The following is a 21,758-nucleotide window of genomic DNA, read 5'->3' on the forward strand; positions in this document are numbered from 1 at the left end:
TTTTGAGTCCGGATTAGACACTTCATTCAGAGCTGTTTTGATTTTCTACCGTGAGCCACTTAGTTAATACGCCGATCAGTTCATTGTGTTTAAAAGGTTTGCTGACAAAATCGTCCATTCCAGCAGCCTGGCATTTATATTTTGCATCGTCCAACGCGTTGGCGGTAAGGGCGCAAATCGGGGTATGACGGTCGGAATCTGCTTCAGAGATGCGTATTTTTCGTGTGCTTTGATAGCCGTCCATCACGGGCATTAAACAATCCATGAATACCAGATCGTACTGATTGGCGATGACCATCTCCAGCGCTTCTTGACCATTTTCCGCCAAATCCACAGTAAGGCCCAGTTTGTTCAGTAATTCCTGGCCGAGCATTTGATTGATTAGCGTGTCTTCCACCAACAGCACACGACCAGAAAACGAGTGCGATGGTTCAGAGTGTTGATCGTCTGGTTTTTGTTGATGAGGGCTTTGATGTGTCACCAGATTTACCAATTCATCCAATAAATGATCGGCATCCAGAGGTTTCATTAAATATCTGAGATTCGGATCTTCTCTGAGATTGAGGTGTTCGACGTCGGCGGACGATACCAACACGATCGGGAAAGCGTGATCTTCGGCGCGAATCCGCTGAATAATGTCTGCGCCACTGACTTCAGGCATCATGTAATCCAAAATCAGTAGATCAAAATCCTGATGCTGAATCTCGTTAAAGAGACGAGAGGATTCGTTACATGTAACAGGGCGCATTTGCCAATGGAGAAGGTGTTCTTCGAAGATGGTTAGGTTGATCTCGTTGTCATCAATAACTAAAACATCAAGATCTTTCAACTGGGCCATTCCTGCGAGAGTCGTTTTATTGCGCTGGCTGTGATCAAGCAAGGCGGCTGGAGCATCCGGTAATTCCAGTTCAAACCAAAAACGGCTGCCGTGGCCTTCTTTAGAATCGGCGTGCAGTTGCCCACCCATAAGTTCGATGAGTTTTCTGGAGATGGATAGCCCTAAGCCAGTACCTCCATACTTACGAGTGGTAGAAGCATCCACTTGTGTGAATTCCTGAAATAAACCTTTTAATTTAGCCTTGGGAATCCCTATGCCTGTGTCATGAACTGAGACTTCAACCCTGTGATTATTCTGGGCACTTGCGGTAACGCTAACTTCCATCAGAATGTGTCCTTGAGTCGTAAACTTGATGGCATTGCTTACAAGATTGGTGATGACTTGTTTGATGCGGGTGATGTCGCCTCGGAAATATCGCGCTCCAGAAACAGGGAGTTTCAAAATGAGTTCCAGCCCTTTATTGTCAGCAAGACTGTTAAAGAGTTTGGCGATTTGAGTGATTTCTTTAAATAGATCGAACTCAATTGCTTCTATGGTGAGTTTGCCCGCTTCGATTTTAGAAAAATCTAGAATGTCATTAAGCACGGTAAGCAACATTTCTCCGGAGGACTGAATGGCACCGAGATACTCTTGTTGCTTATGGTCAAGCTTGGTGAGTTTGAGCAGTTGACTCATGCCCAGTACGCCATTCATAGGTGTACGAATTTCGTGGCTCATGTTGGCCAGGAACTGACTTTTCGCAATGTTGGCTGCTTTGGCTTGTTCGGCTAACTGGTTAGCACGCTGAGTTTCTTCTTCGAGTCGTTCCAGTGTGAGTCGGCTTTCGGTGATGTCTTTGGCAACGCCCAAGAAGCCGGTGATGTCATCGTCCGAATTTCGGATGGCGGTAATGCTAAGACTCACCGTTAAGCGTTCGCCGTTTTTACGGACATAGGTCCATTCGCGTTCTTCATATTTGCCTCGGCGGGCCAAAGCGACGAACGTTTCAAAGCCTTCAATGGGCACCCCTAATTCTTCTGACAGTTCCTTTCCTCGTTGGATGACTTCTTCTTCCTCGTGCAGAATGGCCGGCGTCTGAACGCCGATGAACTCGTCGGCCTGGTAGCCAAGCATTTTTTCTGCACCGGAATTAAACACGGTGACAATGCCCTCTGGGTTGGTGGCAATCATGGCAACTAACGTCGAGGCATCGAGGATACTCTTGGTTACAGCCACGGCATCTTGAAGTTGCTTCTCATATTTTCGTTGCTGGGTTACATCACGGAGAATGGCGGTGAAGATCACTTGGTCGTCGAGTTGCACCTTTGAAATCGAGACCTCAATAGGGAACTGCGAGCCGTCTTTCTTGAGTGCGTTGACTTGGCGATTGGTCATCTGCAACTGGGGTAAGGCATTTTCAGAAAAACGTTTCATGTACTGCCAGTGTTGTTTTCTATTTTCACGAGGCAATAGTTTATCGAGCTGAAAATGAATCAATTCGGTTTGTTCATAACCGAATAGCACCTCGGTGGCGGGGTTTGCGAAGAGAATCTTATTGTGACTGTCGACACCAATGACGCAGTCCGGGGCAGAGTTGAAGATGCCTTTAAAGAGTTTTTCACTTTTTTGCAGTGCCTGTTCAATGTGTTTCCGTTCAGTGATGTCGCTTTCAATGGCCATGAATTGATCGACCAGACCGTGTTCGTTAAACAACGGTTGGATGTTGAGATGCACCCAATACTTTTCGCCGTTCTTCTTGTAATTGATCAGATCTGCTTCCACTCCTTGTTGGGCTTGGATCATAGCGCGTATGCGATTAACCGTATCTTGGCAGGTGTCTTCGCCCTGCAGTACCTCACCAGGCTTTTTTCCTTGCATGTCGGCCAGGGAATAACCGGAGATGTATTCAAAGCCGTCGTTCAACCATTGAACACGGCCGTTTCTGTCGGTGATGATGATACCGTTAGTAGTTCGACTGGCGATCAAGGCCAAGGTGCGTGATTTTTCATGTTCTGCTTGTGCTTCCAGTTCTGCTTGGCGAGCACGATCTGTTTCTGCCCTGGCATTCAGCCATTCGGCTTTGAGCCGGATCATGATTTGGTTAAAGCCTCGAACCACCAGACTCAATTCGTCTTTGGTGTGAATCTCTATAGGGTGTTCGAGATTGCCTTTAAGTAGCAGGGATGTGGCTTGATCGAGATAAAGAACGGTTTTGATGACCGACTGATAAAAACCGTAAATCAGCGCGATGGCAATGGTTAAGGCGACTAGGGTGGTTATGGTGAAGAGTACGAACTTGAGATGTGTCGCTTCAATACGTTCACTTAACGTGTGTTGCAGTTGACGATTGGTGGTGTCCCATAGCAAGAACGACTTATCTATGGTTTGTGTCAGTTGTTCATCAATCTCGATGATTTGTGCGCTGCGAGCCTTGTGTGAGGTTCGTAACAGCGGGATTAACTCTTGGATTAATTGTTCAATTTCTTTGACTTTGGGTGCAATGGTTTGTTCGGTTTGCTCAGAATCTGAGTGCTCAAAGGCGGTATAAAGTTCCCTGACCAGTTTTAGCTGATTGTCCTTGAGTAAGATGATGGCTTCTTGTTGCTTTTGATAGGCGTAGGACGGGGCCGAACTGTTCTTTTTAAGATATTCCATCTCAAGGTGAAAGGCGCGCTCGATCTCAATCAGCGTGGTTTGGATGTCTCGTAAGGTAATCAAGACCGTTGTCATCAGGTAATAACTGCCGAGATGAGGATCGAGTATCAGGTTGGAGTTATCACCGATTTTACGGACGAGCTTTCCGAGCTCTCGATGAAATTCAAAAGTGTAGGTGCGTTGCCAGTCGGATGGTTTGAGCGCGTCGATTAGGTTTTGTTTGTAGAGCATCCACAACTTCTCAATGTCGATAAAGAGGTGGTTTACTGCCAGTGTTTCGCCATGGCGATCATTGATTTGTTGTAATTGATAGAAGCGATCAGACGCTGTTTTGAGCAGGATCTGAGGGTTGGTTTCATGATCTACATTGGTCGCTTTGTGGCTATGCATTGTTTGATATGGGTGAAACTCTAAGTGATAGAGAATATGCTGGAAGCTTGAGATGGCGTTCAGATATTCACTGCCGTGAAGTTCCCGTTCGGTGAAGGCGATGCGTTGTTTATATTCAGTATAAAGCAGCGTGCAGCACACAATCAGTGGGATGCAGAAGACGATGATCAGGGCCGCAAACTTTTGAATATAGGGCAGGTTGCCCATAAAACGTGTCAGTTGTTTGCCGAGGCTCGACATCATAGAAGCTAAGCTCTTGCTCTAGGGTTGGTGTTAAGGAATGAAGGTATTCCTTAACCATAGCCCCGATTAAGTAGAGATCCAGTGCAAGAGCGTGCGATAAAGCCTCTGAATGAGGCTTATTTTTTCGTAAGTAACTTGTAGAGAACCGGAACCAGAATCAAGGTCAGCAAGGTTGAAACTGCTAAGCCACCGATGATGGTCCAGCCTAATGGAGCCCAAAGTACGCCCCCTTGTATGGTCAGTGGAAGTAAGCCGCCGACGGTGGTGAGTGTGGTGAGTACAATCGGCATTAGTCGCGTAGATGCTGACTCGGAAATGGCTCGTTGAATGCTGGCGCCTTCGGCGCGTAGTTGGTTGGCATAATCGACCAGAATAATGGAGTTGTTGACCACGATCCCCATTAGGCTGTTCAAGCCGACAAAGGCCACGATCGAAAACGAATAGCCACTGATATACAAACCAAGAATGGCTCCGGTTAGCGCAAATGGAATGGCGATAAAGATGATGGCGGGTTGTAAGAAGGAACGGAACTGCAGTACCAATACCGCGAAGATTCCAAGTAGCGACAACACCAAGGCTTTCGCCAAACCCGCAAAGTTCTTATTACGGTTTTCTTCTTCCCCGCCGGCATTCCAGGTCACGTCTTGTGGCCAATTCAGTTGGTTCAGTTGCTCAATTACTTCTTGAGTCACTGCGGCGACGTTGTAGCCTTCAGACACGTCGGCGGTCACGTAAATCATGCGTTGTAAATTGTAGTGCTGCAGCTTGGCCTGATTGGATTCCAGCAAGATGTCCGCGACCTGGCGAAGTGGTATTTGTGCGCCGGTGGCACTGGTCAGCATGATGCGGTCAAACTCTTTGCTGTTGGGCTGATTGTAATGGTTGCTCTTTAGAACGATGTTGTAGTCTTCACCTAAGTTGTCTCGATAGATACCGATGTTGGCACCGTTCAGCGCGGTTCTGACCGCCTGATCCATCTGATAGGCATTGATGCCTAAGAGGGCGGCTTTGTCCGACTTGATCTGAATCTTAGTGGTCACCATCTCATCGGCGGCGGCGTTCTCAAGGTTGATGATGCCTTCGATTCCGCGCATGATTTGTTCAACCTGAGCGGCCATCTGACGAATACTTTGGTGTTTATCACTGATCACGCGAATGGCAATGGGCGCTTCGTACGGAGGGCCGGTCTGGAATTGCTCAACCTTGATGTCCGCTTCCGGCCAGTTGGCCAATAATGCCCTCAGTTCTTCGGTAGCTTTAGAGGCTTCCTGAATACTGTCGGTGTCTAGCTCCACCATTAACTGAGCATAGTTAGGCAGCCCTTGTTTCGGAATCTTGTTGTAATACACGCGTGGATTGCCGTTACCCACATTGGTGGCTACGTGCGTTACGTTGGGGTGCTTGTTAATGACGTGTTCGACTTTACGAGTGATGCTGTCAGAACGTTGAATGCTGGCATTCACCGGCATCTTAATATCCACCAATACTTGCGGTTTGTCCGCTTTCGGGAACATCGACACACCCACGGATTTCATCATGTTCAGTGAGCCGGCAAATAAGCCGATACAAATGAGCAGCACCAGCCATGGGAATCGTAAGCTAAACCGTAGGATTGGTTCATAGATGACACGATTGAGCCATTCAAAGCCTCGATTGCTGGTGGATGCAATCGGCCCGTTTTTATGGCTGAGCAGATATTTAGCCATGAGTGGAATAATGGTTAATGCCAACAACAGTGAACACATCAGCGTGATCACCACGGTTACCGGCATTGAGCGCATAAAGGTACCAGAACCGCTTTGAAGCAGCAGTAAAGGCAGGAACGCAAGAATGGTAGTGACGGTACCGCTGGTGATGGCCCAACCTACTTGCGACGCACCTTTGAGCGTTGCATCTATTCGGCTATAGCCTTCTTTCAGGAAGCGCTGGATGTTTTCTACCACTACAATGGCGTTGTCGACTAATAAGCCCAAGGCTACGATCAGACCAACAATGGTCATTTGCTGAATACCGAAACCGGCGGTATCCACCCAACCAATGGCGATTACTATGGACAGGGGGATCGATACCATAGCCACCACCGCGGGGCGAATACCCAGGAACAGGAAGAGGACGATGCCGACGACGCCGATCCCTTGGAGCAGACTAGTGAAGAAACTGTTGGTCTGGCGATCAACACTTTCGCTCTGATCAAACACCCAAGAGAGTTGAATATCGTCGGGAAGGGTGGTCTCAAACGCTGAAACCTGTTGCCGGATTTGGTCCATCACCTCGAAGATTTGAGAACCTTCGCGTTGTACGGCCGAGATAAAGACGCTGCGTTGCCCGTCGTAGCGAGCTATGTGACGTGGTGTTGCATCCGCCAGTCGCACCGTGGCGACGTCTTCCAAGTGGAGAACTTGATAGTCGCGAGAGTAAATGGGGGTGCGGCCGATGTCTTCAAGGTTGCGATAGAGTCCGCTGGTACGTACGGTTAAGCGGTCTGTTCCAGAGTAAATGAAACCCGCCGGAATATTCCGACTGTTGCCCGAGAGTACGTCCAGAACGTGATTGGCAGAAATGCCCAGAGTCGCTAACTTTCTAAGATCCAATGCAATCTCAACCTGTTGTTCCGGGTATGCCCAGGTCTCGCTTTCTTTGACATTGCGGATTTTCTCTAAGCTGTCTTCGAGCTTCTCGGCGTATTGCTTGAGCTGCAAATAAGGTGCGCTTTCCGAGGTCAGCGCCAGCTGCACAATGTTTACATCGGTGGGTGAAATGCGTTTGATTTCGAGCTTCTGAATATCATCCGGCAACTGGTCGCGAATTTGATTGACGGCGCGAATTACTTCTTCGTATTTATCGTCGGGGTCGGTGCCGTAGACAAATTGGATACGTGTAGTGGATACGCTGTCACGGATGGTTGACTTAACGTCGTCGATATCGTCGAGTTCATTCAGGGCTTCTTCAATCTTATCGACGATCTGGCTTTCCATGTCGAACGGATTGGTGCCCGAATAAATGACCGTGATCAGGCTCGATGGAAAGTTGAACTGCGGGTCTTCGGAACGGGGCATGGAATTGTACGAGACAATACCCAATAAGGTCAGAATCAGGGTCGCAACCCAAACAAACTGATGGTTGTTGATGGCTAAAGCAGGCAAACGCATAACGAGACCTCAAAAAATTCAGCACTGATGTAGAACATGATTCGTTGGGAACTTGATCCGTGATTCCCTTAGTAAGATAGAAAAAAAGGGCCTCACAAGGCGAGGCCCGAAAGTCGGCATCCGCATGAAATGCCGTTGGCTCTAAAGCGCTATATTCTTTCTCTTGTCTATCTCTCTATTGTCTATAACTCTGATGAAACCTGAGACACTTCTCTTCGTTCAATTAATTGAGATGATAGGTTGTAGGGGGAACCGATAACGATCGGCCAGTCGGTATTGAGGCCATTGGAAATCAGTACCGCATCGGTCGACAACGAGTGAACACGTACGGTAGTTACTTCGATGTTTCGGCTGACCGGATTCATCTGGGCAACCGTGCCTTGCTTGCCATTGGCGGTGAGTAACGAAGATGTCGGTACACGGTAAAGAATCGGTTGTTGTTCGGGCTGCACATTAATGTGGGCATACAAACCGGACAGCAGACGGAAAGGTTCTTCGCTGATGCTGACTTCCACTTCGAACAAACCGGTGTTTGGATTGGCCTGAGCAGCAATTTCGGTGACTTGCCCTTTGAGCAGTTGTCCTGGGTAAGCGTCTAGCTCAATGGTCGTGGTATCGCCGAGATTCACGTACACCGCTTCACGATCAATCAAACCGGCTTTCACAACCCAGCCTTTGCTGTTGGGAGAGAAGGTAATGATCGGTTGACCTGCAGAGACAAGCTCATCTTTTTCGATGTGCTTGGTGATGACTACTCCGTTGGCTGGCGCTTTAATTTGAGAGTGCTTGAGATTGAATTCTGCGATATTCAACGCTGCTTGCGCCTTGTCTTTTCGGATTAAGGCATTATCGAGCTTTTCTTTTGGGGCTAAACGCTGAGCGACCAAGGTTTCAAGGCGTTTTACATCCAGCGTTGCTTGTTTGAAATCGGCCTGAGCTTGGCGTTGCTGTGCCTGAATTTCTGATAAATCGAGTTGCGCTAAGAGCTGGCCTTTAGTGACTTTCTGGCCGTCTTCTACCGAGATGTGTTGAATAATCCCGGAAGTTTTAAAGGAAAGGCGGGACTGCGCTTTGTTGGCGACCAGTCCAGAGGAGTAAAAAGAAACTGCATCTTTTACCGTTTCAACTGCTACCGTATTTACAGGTGGGTTTGCATGGCTCATCACCGGGATGAGTGCGGTAGTAAGCACTGTCAATGCGAAGGACAAGAACTTAATTGGACGTGTCATTGTGCTTTCTCCTCGTTGGTCGTTCGTAAGGCTCAAAAAATCAGCGTACTCGTCTGTACATTTACAATGTAAAGATAGTAATATGTTGACGCTGACAACATGCTAAACCTCGAAAGTAGGCAGTGTCAACATAAAATGTGTGCATTGACAACATAAGTCTAATAATAATGTCTAGAGACCTCTTAATGATGAGAGGTTCCCATCACGGTCGGGCTGTGAAACATTCTGTTTGGCCGAACCATATAGTGACGACTATGTGGTATGATGTGCGCGGCAAAATTTGGAGTCATCATGGAAAAAACCAACAACTATCACCACGGCAACCTTCGTCAAACGCTGATCGAAATAGCCTGTGCTGATATACGAGAAAAAGGCGTCGATGGATTAAGTCTGCGTGCGATTGCTAAAAAAGCAGGTGTCTCTGCTAATGCGCCCTATCGTCATTTTGCAGATAAGCGGGCTTTGCTGATTGCCATCGCAATTGTTGGTTTTGAAGAGCTGAAAGTCCGACTGCAGGAAGTAGAGCAAGCGTCGCTCAATATTCTTGAAGAGTTCAGTTTAAAAGGCATGGCGTATGTAAAGTTTGCTGGTGATTGCCCGGAAAAGTATAAGTTGATGTTCGGGCCTGCCATTACGGATCGTATGGAAGATGAATCTCTGGCCGAAGCGGCGGGAGAGTCGTACGAGATGTTGTTAACCAGTATTCAACGCGGTATCGACGCAGGCGTGTTCAAAAATCAGCCAGTTCAAACCTTGGCCGACCCGATTTGGTCGATGATGCATGGTATATCCAGTTTGTTGATTGATGGCTTTTTTGAAGAAGATTTCCAGTCCTTCCGGGGGGATAAAGCCTCTTGCCCGATCAAACACATGAGTTCGTTTGATGACATCATGAAAAATAACCTGAATTTGGCACTTCACGGCATTATGGCTTAGCGTCTGATCATTTATTCAGAGATTCCCTAGTGAGTGTTGATTGAATGGATAAAGAATTTTAAAGGTAAGTTATGAAAACTCGAATTACTGAGTTGTTGGGCATTAAACACCCGATAGTATTGCCAGGCATGAGCTGGATTTCAGTACCAGAACTGGTTGCAGCTGTATCTAATGCTGGTGGCTTGGGCATATTAGCGTCAGGCCCGTTAAGTCGTCAGGAAACACGCGATGCCATTCGTAAGATTCGAGAGCTTACTGATAAACCCTTTGGTATCGGTGTCACTCTGATGATGCCTGGAGCTGAAGAAAACGCCAAAGTGGCTTTGGAAGAAGAAGTGCCTGTGATCAACTTTTCACTGGGCAAAGGCGATTGGTTGGTGGAAGGTGCCCGAAAATACGGTGGCAAGGTGATCGCGACCGTAGTGACTGAGAAGCACGCCTTGGCGGCTCAGAAGTCGGGCGCGGATGCCTTAATGGTGACGGGGCATGAAGCGGCCGCGCACGGAGGTTCGACAACCTCATTATGTTTGGTCCCGGCCATTGCCGATTTGGTGGATATTCCGGTGATTGCGGTGGGTGGTTTTGCCGATGGTCGAGGCTTGTTGGCGGCCTTAGCATTAGGTGCAGAAGGTGTGGCTATGGGCTCGCGGTTTGCGACCAGTTTAGAAAGTCCGTTGCATTCCCACGTGAAAGATACGGTAGTGCAGAAGCGGGTTGAAGAGACTATTTATTCGAAGAACTTTGATGGCCTGTACGCGCGAGTGATGAAAACGCCGATGGCGGAAAAGGCCACCAAGCGCCCAATGAATTTCATTATGGCGGCGTTAAAGTCGTTCAAAGCTGCCAAAATGGTGGACATGCCGTTGTGGAAGCTGATGTTAGGGATGTTAGCTCAGTTCGATAAGATTCGTATGTTGTCGTTGTTTGGTGCTGCGACTGAGAAGCTGGAAGCTGCGACGATTCATGGTGATTTGGATAAGGGCGTACAGTTTATTGGTCAGTCGCAAGGTGTGATCAACGATATTGAATCGGTGCAGGTGTTGATGGATCGCATCATGAATGATGCGAAAGCGTTGTCAATTGAACTGACCAAAACCATGGTTGATTAATCGTGCTTAGTTAGAAATAAATGAGTTAGAAATTAAGTCAGTCGAAGATCAAGTTCGTCAAATTAAAAAAGCCCCGTTTTATGTTGAGATAAAACGGGGCTTTTTATATGTGCTATTTTAGTACGATTACTATAAGCCTTTAGGATTGGTTTACCGCAATCCCCACCTCTAAACCTTCAAACCAATCAAGAAACTCTTTAACTTGTTCTTCTTTAAAGATGCGGCCGTGTTGCGGACACATGTACTGAATGTCGAGGCGACGCACGCGACTGATCCAGTTTTGTTTGGCGGCGTTTGACGGCATCCAGCGTTGATGGAAGTAGCGCATTTTTTCAGTGTGTTGCTCAAAGTCTTCCACAAACAGAGGGAAATCCCCATCTTCTAATGCCGCTCCAATATCACCGCTGAATAGGATCTTAGCCACCGGATCGTACACATGGAAATTACCTGAAGAATGCAGATAATGCGCCGGAATCAGTTGCAGTTCCAGCGAGCCGAGTTTTAGTGTGCCGCCTTCGTCTTTAATCGGTACATATTCAATGCTCTCCATCCCGAAGTGACGAATGAAGCCTTCCCACAACCATGGGCTGTAAAGCTTGGCGTGAGGTAAGACCTGATCCCAAAGGCCTAAGGAAGAAATGATGTCCGGGTCTTGGTGAGAGGCAAATAAGGCGGTGACTTGTTCCGGCTTAACGTGCTTCAGAATGTTGGCAAACATCGAGGAGAATAACTCAATCCCGCCAGGGTCGAGCACCAAAGCCTGACCGTCGGAGATGATCATGTATTGGTTGGTGTCGATGATCTTTTCTGGCTTGTTGGGATCCCTTCCGAACAGAATCCATTCATGATTTCCTTGATAGATTTTCCGGCTTTTCATAAGTTATCTCTGGTTAGAATGCGTCTTGATTCGGTGGCTCGTTCTTTAATTTTATTGGTCAGGCGCTGAATATTGTCGGCCATTTCCCGTAGGTTCTGTTCAAATTCACCGGTACGGTTGGACTCTAAGCGTGAGGTCACAACGATCACACTGGCCGCGCGCATCAGTGTTTGAATTTCTTCGAGTTGTGCATCCAGTTTATTTAATTCCCGCTTTAAGCTGTCAGAAATACGCTGCATCTGTTGAGTGGCTTTATGAACAACGTGTTTGAGGGTTTGTTTGTGTTCGTCTTCAAATAAGTCGTCACGGGCGTTATTCAGCCGATCAATCAGGAGTTTGGCTTTCCACTCTTTGACTGAGTCGTTGGCTACTTGCATGGAAATGTCATTGATGGTGTGCACCAGTTGAATGGTATTTTCTGCCAACTCGGCAAAATAGCTGGTGATTACAGTGAGTCCAGCGGCTTGGCTACCGGCGCGGAATACCACAAAACGGGCATTTTTGGCGGCCAGTGAGAGCTCGCGCGCAGTAGACTCGGCTTTGTCTAACTCGGCGGCGACCGAGGCTGTTTTTATTGAAAGACTGGCACTGTTCGTCATCTTGCGTCTCTGTCCTTAGGATGCGAAACCTGACGATTCATACTACTCGTCAAATCATCAGGTGACGGGAATTAGATGATTCGCCACCGTGGGGGGAGTGACCCCGAGTTGTTCAGTGTAGAACATATATCGGCCACAACGGTGCAGAACTTTACGATCTCTTGGGTAGGAATAATTGCACAGCCTAATGGCTGTGCAAGGGTGAGAGCCTGCGTGCTTGCTATGACCGTACCTTGAATAAGGGGCTATTAAACGGCATAACGGGCAACAGGCTAAGGCGTGTTATTTGACTTCCAGTTTGATGCCGACCGCGTTGGAGGACGACTGAGTTGTTTGCTCCAATGCAGAGGCTTTAATGAAAATACGTTTTTCGCTAAGCCCGGCATCCACCAACAAACGGCGTGCTTTAACGGCCCGTTCCTGGGCTAGTGCTGCCAGTTGATTTGATGCTAAGGCTTGTTGCTCAATGACGCTCTGTTCCAATGCCTGGGTTTTGATTGGATCTTGAGGTAGGGCTTGACCACTGTGTTTGGCCAGTAAAGCCTGATACCTAGGGTTTTGGTAATCCACGGTAATGCCTTGTTGATCCACAAAACGACGCCAAGCCAGAGCCTTAAAGGTGGTGCTGTCTGCGCCATCGGTTTGGCCCATCACGCTTAACTTCAGTGACTCACGTTTTTTCAATGCAGTGACTAACTCGGTGATTTTGTTCTGAGAGTCCGGGGCTAGTTCTGAGGTGCCTGCAAGGAACTCCAGGTTACTCAAGTCGGCATCACTGCCTGCCAAATTGGCAATCAACTGGAACGGTGAGGTAATGGCTTTGGTGATGATATTGAGTAGGGCATTGATCACCACTTGTCCGTATTTGAAATCAGGATCTTTGAGATTCCCCTTGATCGGCAGATTGATGTCAATTTCACCGCTGTTGGTTTGAAGTAAGCTGATTGCCAGTGGTAGCGGCAACCCTAACCCAGCATCGCTTTCCACATAATTGCCCAGTTCCAGTTGATCGATGAAGAGCTTATTGTCCGCTACGAGTTCACTCTGATTGAGCTTATAAACCAGATCGGTGGACAGCTTCCCTTGTGTCAGCGGGTAATTCATAAAGTGGCTGCTGTAGGGGGAGAAGGTCGATAGCGCAATGTCACTCATACTGACTTCCACATTAGTGTACGCCTGCTCAGAGAGAGGGTTGATCTTTCCGGTCACACGAAACGGTGCATAGCCGTTGACCTCGCCGGCAAGACGAATATCGGCTTTGCTTAATTGCTTGCTGGAGAGCTGATCAATGACGCCATTAAGCTTTTCAATATTGAAGTAGACCGGTTCTTTGATGCCTCGATCACTGAATTGCAGCTGATTGTCTCGAATCGAGACTTTACCTATCTCAACCAGCCACTCTTCCTCGGCAGTACTTTCTGATGTGGATGTACTTTCTGATGTGGATGTACTTTCTGGTGCCGATGTAGCGCCTGTCTCCGAATCTTGGTGCTTCTCTGGTGTGTCTGAGGCATTCGATTTTACTAAATCACTGAAGTTAGTCAGCGCCCCCGACTCATCCCGACTCATGATGGTGACGGGTAAAAGCAAGCGGTCTAACAAAATCTCGTCAATCTTAAGAGACTTTTGGGCTTGATTGAGATGAATGCCTTCAAAGTACAAACCCTCACCTGCAAGAATCGCTTGTGAATGAGCCTGATTGGTGAGCTTGATTTCCCTGAGTTGTGTCGAGCCATCAAAGGACACATGATCGTTTTTGAGACGTGCCTGACCGTTGAGATCGAACAGTATATTGTCGATGGATAACTCGGTCAGCGGTGTCAGGTAGGGTTGGATCATGGCGACCGGGAAATCTTTGAGATCCAGCTGAAGGTTGACTTCTTTGCTTGGAATCACAAAGTCACCTTCCAGCTTCAAGTGGCTTTGTTGCTCGGGTTGTGACGGGCGGTGACTGACAAAGGATACACTGAAGTTCGCAGGTGTGTCTGTCAGTGTCAGGTCCTCGATCTTGGCGGTCATTTGATCCAGATTCAGCTGCACGGGCGGGGTGGTGGTGCTGTCCTGAAGCGCAAGATCACTGTCTTCCAACAGGATTTCCGAGACAGTGACTTGCCAGTCTTTTTCTTGTTGGGTTTCTTGTTTTACTTGTTTCTTGACCTTTTCCTGAACCGGACGCTCTGCAAACAGCTTAGCGAGTTTAATGGAGCCATCGCTTAGGCGTTCTGCAGCGACAGAGAGCCCTGAGGTTTTGGTTTGATCGATACTGACTTGTTTGCTTTGAAGATCGAAGAACAGTCCGTTGATTTCTTGAGAGGTGAGTTCGACAACGGCCTCTGTTTCTCCCTTGCCAGCAAGAGCGAGATTGGAGAGCTTGATCCTGCCATTGTTGAGTACCAAGTCCAAGGTGTCTTTGGTCAGTAATTGATAATCAAAACTGACCGCCAGCGCGCCATTCAAGGGTTCATAGTACACCTCGTCCTGAATGTAGTCCCACAGCGTTCGAACCGCTAACTGGTTGAGCTCTAAACGACCTTCACTGAAGAAGGGGTGAATACCAATATTGCCTTGCCAGTGGAATTCAGCGGTTTGATCGCCTTGTGGTAAATCGGTTTGGGGTAACACTATGGTGAGCTGATAGTTACCTTCGTCATTTGGCAAGGTGGATAGGTTCGTTAACGCCAAGTCCATTGGGCCGATGTGCTTTTTGAACGGCGTCTTTCGAGAGAAATCTTCGAAATCGACAGTGGCTTTATTGAAGTTAAAGGCGTCGATCATTACCGGAAAGGGTTGGCTAGCTTCGGCTGGCTCAACGTCCGTTTGCTGTTCTGTTGTTGGTTTAGCAGGCAACCAAGCATCCCAAATGAAACCTTCATCTTGGGCTTTGGTCACTCGTGCGTAGGGCGTATCAATGGTCAACTCCGATAACACCAGAGCTTGATGAAAAATCGAGCTCAGTTGCAGGTTGGCGGTGATTTGCTTCAGACCAATCAGTTTGCTTGTGTCGGTGCCTTTGAGTTCATCGACGTGCAGACCGTCAATGCTCAACCTTAATAGAAAGGGGTTGAATCGTACGTCTTCGACAGAGGCTTGCAGTTCAGGATATGGGGCGAGCCATTCAGGTAACTTTTGCTTGAGGACGTAAGGCAGGATCAGGCCTGCGGACAACAAATAAATGAGGTAAAACGTGATTAGGGTTGTGATGGCAGGGTGTTTTTTGATCTGTGAAAAGAGTCGATCTTTAAGCTGTGTCATGCCAGTAATTGTCCTTAATTCTACTCAAGCGGAAGTCTATCGCTAAAGAATGAGCATTGCACGAGACTGTGTAAAAACTATTGCGATGATGAGTTTATGACAAACTTTCCTTGTCTCTGTTCAGTGGCATTATTCATTTCCTGTCTTGTGTGTCCTGTATGACTTTTGATCAGTCATAAGCGGCACCATTCGAACAATTACTGTCGCCTTACGACATGGGTTGAAAAATAGCATCTAGACTGCCAATTGGGCTGATAACAAAAATAAATATAAAGCACGAAAGAGGTTTACGATGAGAACTACACCTTTTCATAAGGCACAATCGATTCAAAAAAGATCAGCGCTTCAAAACGCTGTAACACGCACGACGATGGCGTTGATGGTGACGTCATTGGCGATTTTCTCTCAATTTTCTCAGGCGGAAACGCCAACCAAAGCTGCCGTTGTTGGAGACAGTATTACCATGGGCTTTGCGGCAGATTGTACGGGGAATATCTGGTTCTGGGATTTGTTCTGTTTGCTGGGCGGTGACCAACCTGAACACAGTTGGTTTGATGGTTCGTCGGGCAATGTTGACAGCTTTGACGACAAGTGGGATGCCATCAGTTCGGGGGTAAATTCCACCAAGGCAGCGGCTAAATCGGGGTCTGAAATGCGCGGAGGTGACAATAACTTCGCTTATCAGGCGCAGCAGATTGTGGCAATGACCACCAAGCCGGATCATGTGACCGTGGAACTGGGCGGTAACGACATTTGTAATCGCGGTTGTGTTGACCCTAATAACTGTGATGATCCCTTGTACACAGATGCAGAATGGCGCACTGCTGTTCGTGATGGTTTAGATGTACTGGTAGCGGATCTGCCTTCAGGGTCATCTGTGCACTTGGGCAGTGTGCCTCGTGTTCAGGATCTTCGCGCGGCAGGCCTTGAGAAGCAAAGTAATAACTCATGGACTGTTAATTGCGAAAGCTTGTGGTCTACCTTTAATGTCTGTGAAATTGCCACGGCGGGCGGTACCTTCAACGGTGAAAATCACGCAACGCGTTTCGCGGGAGTTTCAGCGGCGCAGCAGCGTTACAACGAAATTCTTCGTGAAGAAGCCGAAGCCTACAACGCCAATACCGCAGGTCAGAACCCTCGCGGTATTGAAGTGGTGGCCGACTATGTAGATGAAGATACGTTGTCTGCGGGAACTCGCTCTTTCGGTTCCTCTGAAATCGACGGTGGTGACTGTTTCCATCCAAGCGTTAAAGGGCAAAATCTGGTGTCTGACATCCTTTGGATGAGCAACCCAAGTAAGTAAAACGCTCACTCACGATGAGTGATTAAGGTGATCAGCCCAGTCGGAGCCGCTCGTGGATGTTACAAAAGGGTGGCTTCTGACTACCACTTAAACATAGGCAATGGGTTAAATGGGTGTCTGAATATTTGGCTTCGAATGATACGAACGAGCAGTGGATGAAACCCCATGTCCGGGAAGGCTCGGTAGATTTTTTGGATGATGGGTTTTTCCAGGCCGAAGCTTCTGATGCCGTAAGTGACATCGACCCAGTCGGCTTTGCGAAAGATTTCGGTGAGCGAATCGGGTGAGTCGGCCGCGGTGATTTTATGATGCTCTCGCACGATTCTGCATACGTCCTCGGTCCATTCCGGGCAATCAATGCTGGTCAAATAACGTCGGGCCAGTTCTTCCGAGGGAAGCACGTAGTCGGCGGTGTGATTTGTCCAAATGGCGAGATCATGAAAGACGGCCGCAATCTCCAGCTTACCCGAGTCTTCCGGACTTAATGGCGACTGTAAATGGCAAAAGTTGATCACTCGATACAGGTGATTTTTATAACCATCAAAGTCTTTGCCCAATAACTCGGTATATGGCTTTAGCAGGGTCTCTATCGTTTCAGAAAATACAATCATAAAGAGGCTCTCGGCAGTCTATGACAGGTTGTTGTATGGATCGCATAGATCTATACAACAACCTTGTACACCAACATGTACGTCTGCGTATGCAGCAGTCATATGCCTAACTATCGAAGAGCCTCTGTAAATGCGCAAACAGAGGTTTTCCAAAGCTTGATTAGGACATTAGCTATTTCTGATCAGTGTCGGAGTCTCGCGACAGTGCGCTAAGGCCTACGTTTACCGATGGCCTATTGAATACTGAAGTCATAACGTACCGGTAACCCTTTACGCATCAGTTGAATCGATACCTCTGCTTGTTGGCTGAGTGTATCCCATAGGCTGTTTTGGCCGTCATGCACCCATTGATCATTGACTCGAAGCACGACATCGCCTTCTTTCAGTCCCAGCGTTTGATAGAACTCCTGTTGAGAAATTTCATGCAGTTTTAAAAGTGCATGTCCTTCCACTTGATGCCCTGCGGGTTCGAAATGTTTTTCCAGCTCGCTTTGGTTCATCAGTTGTTGGTCCAGCCAGTCGCGAGATAACGGCGTGATGGTACTGACTGGTAACTCGCGGTTGCCTTCATTGAAGCGACGGTTGGGGTGCAATGTCCAAGGGTCTTCCGTGTTGTTTTTGGCACTGCCTTCAAGGTCATTCGCAGAGATTGACGTAGATGCCGAGCCGAAAGATGCCGTCAGTTGGGCGTCGTTTGATGACTTGGCGTGGATATTGGTCAGTGCCAGGTATTCTTGCCGACCTCGATAATTGAGCAGGATACGTTGTGCCTCGATAGCTGAGATCAAAGGCGCCTCAAAAGTTTGCTGAGCAAACTCGATGGCTTGATTGGTTTGAAACAGCAACTGTTCTTTGGTTGCTATGTGCTCAATCACCACAGACGATTGAGCGCTATTACTGGCCAGGTTTACCGCCATTAATCGTAAGGGTAGCGTAGTTTTGGCGATGGTCTGAGTTGGTGGCGCTTTGTCTTCCGTCAGATGAGTAAGCGCGTAGTCGGTGTAGAAGTTTAAGGTGGCTAATGAGACTGGGCCTTTGACGTAGAAGCCGTTAACAAAGGTAATGGGCACGTTGCTTAAGCTCAGGCTTTCACCCAACGCGATGTCTTGCTCGATGGCCTCACGATGTTGCAGTGTGCTTATGCAGTGTTGAAATTCCGGGGTATCAATATTGAGCTGTTGAGCGATCGAGCGATAGCGTGCGTCATTGAGATCGTCTTGGTAGCTGTACAATGCGGCAGAGAATTCCCAGAACTTACCTTGTTGATTTGCGCAGCGTGCGGCATTGGCCGCCGGGCGGGCATAGCGGTGGAAAGATAAAGGATAGTCAAAGTGCTCGAACTTCAATTGCCCCGGATGTTGTTTTTCTAGTTGTTGGTAGACTGGCTGCATTCGCTTGCAATGCGGTGATTGAAAACTACAGAACACAGAGATGGTGATCGGCGCACTGTTTTCTCCGTTGGTCGCCACGGCGCTTTTAGGCAGTTGTGTGAGTGGTGGAATTGGTGGGGTCAGTTGGTGAGTGACTTGGGGCGGTGTTTGCTGATCGCCAGCGTATTCTTGTTTCACCAGATGCTGTAAGGCATTGAGTCGTAATTGGTAGGCTTGCCACTCAAGGTCGTGCAGCTGAAAACGAATCTTCTGATCCAGCTCGTCCTGATCAATGGGGAAACCATTAATCTCAGCAATAACTGTTTTTTGTTGTGCAAGAGTGCGGTCGGAGTCTGTCGAAGAGGAAGTGTTTTCAGGGTGAGGTGGTTGCGCCTCCACTTCCGTTGCTTGCGGGCTCTGTTCTTGGCAGGCTGTGAGCAGTGTGGTGGCTGTTAATGCTAAGGAGGTTGACGTCATTACTGTAAGCAGTAAACGCGGCGCAGAGCCTAGCCGTTGGCGCAAAGCCAAGGCGTGTCGTTGAATCGGGGTCATAGAGGTCTCGCGTAGTTATCGTTTTTATTGTTGTTATCTTGCTACTTCTATAAGCGCTTTTTGACGCGTCTCCATTTTTGGCCGCGTCTGTACTTTTTGGGTGCTTCTCTATTTAGGGTAGTCAGGGTCGAGAAACACTGCCATGGCAAAGCCGTGTGTAGGGCAATACGAACCGATCCAGGGCGTATTCGCCCTGGCTGGTTTTGGTGTTGATGAGGTTCAAAGGCTGGTGGAGATGAGATCAGATTTTGAAGCAGGAAATCAGTTCAGCCAATTGCTCGGATAACCTTGCCACCGATTGAGCAGATTGAGAGGTTTGTTTGGCGTCTTCGTCGGTTTTCTCGGCCATTTCCGCAATGTGGGTAATGTTCTGATTGATTTCTTCGGACACGGATATTTGCTCTTCGGCGGTGGTCGCAATCTGAAGGTTCATCTCGTTGACGGTGTTGACCGATTCGGTAATGGAGTTGAGCGATTGTCCAGCATCGTCGGTTTTGGCAACGGCATTTTGGACTTCCGCTAAACTCGCTTCAATGGCCTCGACCGTGTCCTTGGAGCCTTTTTGTAAGGCTTCTACCATCTGATTGATTTCTTGAGTGGAGTCGTGTGTCTTGCCAGCCAACGCCCGAACTTCATCGGCGACTACGGCAAAACCTCGACCTTGTTCACCGGCACGTGCTGCTTCAATGGCGGCATTGAGTGCTAACAGGTTGGTTTGTTCGGCAATGTTGCGGATGACGTCGACCACGGTGTTGATCTGATCACTTTCTTTTGACAAACGATCGGTGACTTCGCCGGCGGAGCTTAAGCGGGACGCTAGGCTCTCGATGGTGTTGATGAGTTCCTCAACATTTTCCCGACCAGTTTGTGTCGCCTGGTTGGCTTCATTGGTGGCATTGGCGGCTTCATTGGTGTGGTTGGCGACTTCTTGCACCGTGGCCGTCATTTCATTCATTGCAGTCGCAGCTTGACTGCTTTGTGAAAGCTGTTCCTGAGCTCGCACCAAGGTTTGTTGTGTTGCTGACATGGTTTGTTCTGACGCTGCGCTGAGTTGTGACGAAGCATCCGATACCTTGTGCAGGCTGTCTCGGAATTTCGCCATCATGGTATTGAAGCTGCGAGTAATGTCGGAGATTTCATCCTTGCCTGATGGTTCCAGAACCATGGTGAGATCAGCGGTACTGCCGACCGTTTCTAAATGCTCTTTGAGTCGAATGATCGGGGTGCTGAGGCTCTTCGAGAAGACATAACTGCTGGCAATGGCAATCACCGCGACAATGACAAATACAATAATGGCGTTAGTGGCAATGGTGTTGGAGACTTCATTGGCGCTGACGAATGCTTCGGCCTCGTCAATTTCGGCAACCAGAGCCCAGGTAACACCCCGGAATTCTAAAGGCGTAAAGGCCGATAACACTTCCACATTCCGATAATCAAAGATGTGTAAAAAGCCTTCTTCGCCATTAAGAGCGGCTTTGATGCTATCGCTGTTGACGCTTTGTAAGCCTATGCCGGTTTCTCTGGCCTGGATCAGCGATAGGATGTTTTGATCCATTCCTGAATCCGCTAAGGCTTTGGTGTAGCCTTCTGGGTCTTCCAATAAGAAACGGCTGTCGCTACGCAGTTTGTTGTCTTTTCCGACCAGATAGGTTTCTCCGGAATCCCCAAGTCCAACATTCGACCAGTTCTTATCGTGGGTCATGATGCCGTTAATGATGTCGAGCGGCATTTGAAAAATCAGTACCCCATGAAACCCAGTGTCATCGCTGATGGGGGACGCCATAAAAGAGGCTGGTGATTCATAAGACGGTGGGTAAGGTGCAAAGTCGGTGAAGGCAATAAAATCACTGTTCTTGGCGTTCTTCGCTTGTCGGTAGACTTCGGCGATACCGGTGTTTTTGAACGGGCCGCTGTCCAGTGAGGTGGCGTAATCGACCTCTTTAAAGACCGAATAAATGATGTGGCCGTTTTTAGGATCGACGATGAAAATGTCATAAAAACCAAAGGTTTCAAGGTATTGCACGAAGGTTGGGTGGTAGCTTTCGTGGAATTGTTCATAGGTGGTGTAATCCTGAATGTCTACCAGATTATGTTTTTCGCCCAAGGGGTTCGGGTTGTTGGCAATAAAGATGCTTTGAAACTCCAAGGCTTTTTCGGACATTTGATTGGCCCAATCCTGCACCGGGGCGGACTTGCCTGGATTCATCGTGCGGTATTGCCCCTGAAAATCACTGGAAAGAAAACCGGTTACTTCCTGCTTGAATTCATTGGCTTTTCCGAAATTTCCAGCCTGAGCGGTATGCTCTTTAAACGCGCTGGAGAAGCTGATTGCGGCGTTTATGGTGGATGGATTACTGGAAAGCGTGAGAATTAAGTTTTCCAGGTTTTGTAAGTAGTCACTTAATCGTGCCTTGGTGGTGTCTCGAACACTTTTGAGGCGATCTTGGGACGCGGCTTCTAATGCATTGTGACTGGTGGTGGTGGCTTTCGAACCAACCAAGAGATTTGAAACAACAACTGGAACCAAGGCTAACAACATGGCACCTAGGACCAGTTTTGTAGAAATACGCATATCTTAATACCTAACTCGTCTCACTTCCCTGAGAATTTTGGGGAAGTTCTGGGATACAGCTATCGGAATAATTCCCAAAACATTGAGCTTATGT

The 21,758-nt window shown here is 48.1% G+C and carries 12 protein-coding genes; 3 read left to right on the top strand and 9 right to left on the bottom strand.

Going from position 1 to position 21,758, the window contains the following annotated elements; all coding sequences use genetic code 11:
- Window positions 1-22: 22 nt before the first annotated feature.
- The 3 genes from ACFOEK_RS17950 to ACFOEK_RS17960 form a co-directional block, all read right to left on the bottom strand.
- Window positions 23-4,105, bottom strand: a complete 4,083-nt coding sequence (locus ACFOEK_RS17950; RefSeq protein WP_386722853.1) for a PAS domain S-box protein — start codon at window positions 4,103-4,105, stop codon at window positions 23-25.
- A 116-nt stretch (window positions 4,106-4,221) separates the two neighbouring features.
- The gene (locus ACFOEK_RS17955; protein WP_386722854.1) at window positions 4,222-7,254 is read right to left on the bottom strand and encodes an efflux RND transporter permease subunit; all 3,033 of its coding nucleotides are present in this window, start codon (window positions 7,252-7,254) and stop codon (window positions 4,222-4,224) included.
- A gap of 182 nt (window positions 7,255-7,436) precedes the next feature.
- Window positions 7,437-8,483 carry an efflux RND transporter periplasmic adaptor subunit gene (locus ACFOEK_RS17960; protein ID WP_386722855.1) on the bottom strand — a complete coding sequence of 349 codons (1,047 nt, stop codon included), beginning with the start codon at window positions 8,481-8,483 and terminating at the stop codon, window positions 7,437-7,439.
- A 291-nt stretch (window positions 8,484-8,774) separates the two neighbouring features.
- Here ACFOEK_RS17960 and ACFOEK_RS17965 point away from each other — a divergent pair, with 291 nt between their 5' ends.
- Together ACFOEK_RS17965 and ACFOEK_RS17970 are read left to right on the top strand one after the other, a co-directional pair.
- The gene (locus tag ACFOEK_RS17965) at window positions 8,775-9,419 is read left to right on the top strand and encodes a TetR/AcrR family transcriptional regulator (protein WP_386722856.1); all 645 of its coding nucleotides are present in this window, start codon (window positions 8,775-8,777) and stop codon (window positions 9,417-9,419) included.
- Between the two features lie 71 nt (window positions 9,420-9,490).
- Entirely contained in the window at window positions 9,491-10,528 is a 1,038-nt protein-coding gene (locus ACFOEK_RS17970; protein ID WP_386722857.1) for an NAD(P)H-dependent flavin oxidoreductase, read from the top strand.
- Window positions 10,529-10,667: 139 nt separating this feature from the next.
- Here ACFOEK_RS17970 and ACFOEK_RS17975 read toward each other — a convergent pair whose 3' ends face one another.
- From ACFOEK_RS17975 to ACFOEK_RS17985, 3 genes are all read right to left on the bottom strand, one after another.
- Window positions 10,668-11,405, bottom strand: coding sequence for an MBL fold metallo-hydrolase (locus tag ACFOEK_RS17975; RefSeq protein ID WP_386722858.1), 738 nt, complete (start codon window positions 11,403-11,405; stop codon window positions 10,668-10,670).
- The gene (locus ACFOEK_RS17980; protein WP_386722859.1) at window positions 11,402-12,004 is read right to left on the bottom strand and encodes a hypothetical protein; all 603 of its coding nucleotides are present in this window, start codon (window positions 12,002-12,004) and stop codon (window positions 11,402-11,404) included. Before ACFOEK_RS17980 ends, ACFOEK_RS17975 begins: the two co-directional genes overlap by 4 nt.
- Window positions 12,005-12,286: 282 nt before the next feature.
- Window positions 12,287-15,256, bottom strand: a complete 2,970-nt coding sequence (locus ACFOEK_RS17985) for a DUF748 domain-containing protein (RefSeq protein WP_386722860.1) — start codon at window positions 15,254-15,256, stop codon at window positions 12,287-12,289.
- Window positions 15,257-15,548: 292 nt separating this feature from the next.
- On the opposite strand from ACFOEK_RS17985, the gene ACFOEK_RS17990 reads away from it, so the two are divergent.
- Window positions 15,549-16,559: an SGNH/GDSL hydrolase family protein gene (locus tag ACFOEK_RS17990; protein ID WP_386722861.1), complete on the top strand. Its 1,011-nt coding sequence runs from the start codon at window positions 15,549-15,551 to the stop codon at window positions 16,557-16,559.
- An 80-nt stretch (window positions 16,560-16,639) separates the two neighbouring features.
- Here ACFOEK_RS17990 and ACFOEK_RS17995 read toward each other — a convergent pair whose 3' ends face one another.
- From ACFOEK_RS17995 to ACFOEK_RS18005, 3 genes are all read right to left on the bottom strand, one after another.
- The gene (locus ACFOEK_RS17995) at window positions 16,640-17,170 is read right to left on the bottom strand and encodes an HD domain-containing protein (RefSeq protein WP_386722862.1); all 531 of its coding nucleotides are present in this window, start codon (window positions 17,168-17,170) and stop codon (window positions 16,640-16,642) included.
- 233 nt (window positions 17,171-17,403) lie between these two features.
- Window positions 17,404-19,092, bottom strand: a complete 1,689-nt coding sequence (locus tag ACFOEK_RS18000; protein WP_386722863.1) for a thioredoxin domain-containing protein — start codon at window positions 19,090-19,092, stop codon at window positions 17,404-17,406.
- A 241-nt stretch (window positions 19,093-19,333) separates the two neighbouring features.
- Entirely contained in the window at window positions 19,334-21,664 is a 2,331-nt protein-coding gene (locus tag ACFOEK_RS18005) for a methyl-accepting chemotaxis protein (protein WP_386722864.1), read from the bottom strand.
- Window positions 21,665-21,758 lie beyond the last annotated feature (94 nt).

Origin of the sequence: Litoribrevibacter euphylliae, from assembly GCF_042646085.1 — a bacterium.
Classification (GTDB): domain Bacteria; phylum Pseudomonadota; class Gammaproteobacteria; order Pseudomonadales; family Litoribrevibacteraceae; genus Litoribrevibacter; species Litoribrevibacter euphylliae.

Excerpts from the sequence above, each read along its gene's own strand:
- ACFOEK_RS17950 (WP_386722853.1), bottom strand. The coding sequence starts at position 4,105 with ATGATGTCGAGCCTCGGCAAACAACTGACACGTTTTATGGGCAACCTG.
- ACFOEK_RS17955 (WP_386722854.1), bottom strand. The coding sequence starts at position 7,254 with ATGCGTTTGCCTGCTTTAGCCATCAACAACCATCAGTTTGTTTGGGTT.
- ACFOEK_RS17960 (WP_386722855.1), bottom strand. The coding sequence starts at position 8,483 with ATGACACGTCCAATTAAGTTCTTGTCCTTCGCATTGACAGTGCTTACT.
- ACFOEK_RS17965 (WP_386722856.1), top strand. The coding sequence starts at position 8,775 with ATGGAAAAAACCAACAACTATCACCACGGCAACCTTCGTCAAACGCTG.
- ACFOEK_RS17970 (WP_386722857.1), top strand. The coding sequence starts at position 9,491 with ATGAAAACTCGAATTACTGAGTTGTTGGGCATTAAACACCCGATAGTA.
- ACFOEK_RS17975 (WP_386722858.1), bottom strand. The coding sequence starts at position 11,405 with ATGAAAAGCCGGAAAATCTATCAAGGAAATCATGAATGGATTCTGTTC.
- ACFOEK_RS17980 (WP_386722859.1), bottom strand. The coding sequence starts at position 12,004 with ATGACGAACAGTGCCAGTCTTTCAATAAAAACAGCCTCGGTCGCCGCC.
- ACFOEK_RS17985 (WP_386722860.1), bottom strand. The coding sequence starts at position 15,256 with ATGACACAGCTTAAAGATCGACTCTTTTCACAGATCAAAAAACACCCT.
- ACFOEK_RS17990 (WP_386722861.1), top strand. The coding sequence starts at position 15,549 with ATGAGAACTACACCTTTTCATAAGGCACAATCGATTCAAAAAAGATCA.
- ACFOEK_RS17995 (WP_386722862.1), bottom strand. The coding sequence starts at position 17,170 with ATGATTGTATTTTCTGAAACGATAGAGACCCTGCTAAAGCCATATACC.
- ACFOEK_RS18000 (WP_386722863.1), bottom strand. The coding sequence starts at position 19,092 with ATGACCCCGATTCAACGACACGCCTTGGCTTTGCGCCAACGGCTAGGC.
- ACFOEK_RS18005 (WP_386722864.1), bottom strand. The coding sequence starts at position 21,664 with ATGCGTATTTCTACAAAACTGGTCCTAGGTGCCATGTTGTTAGCCTTG.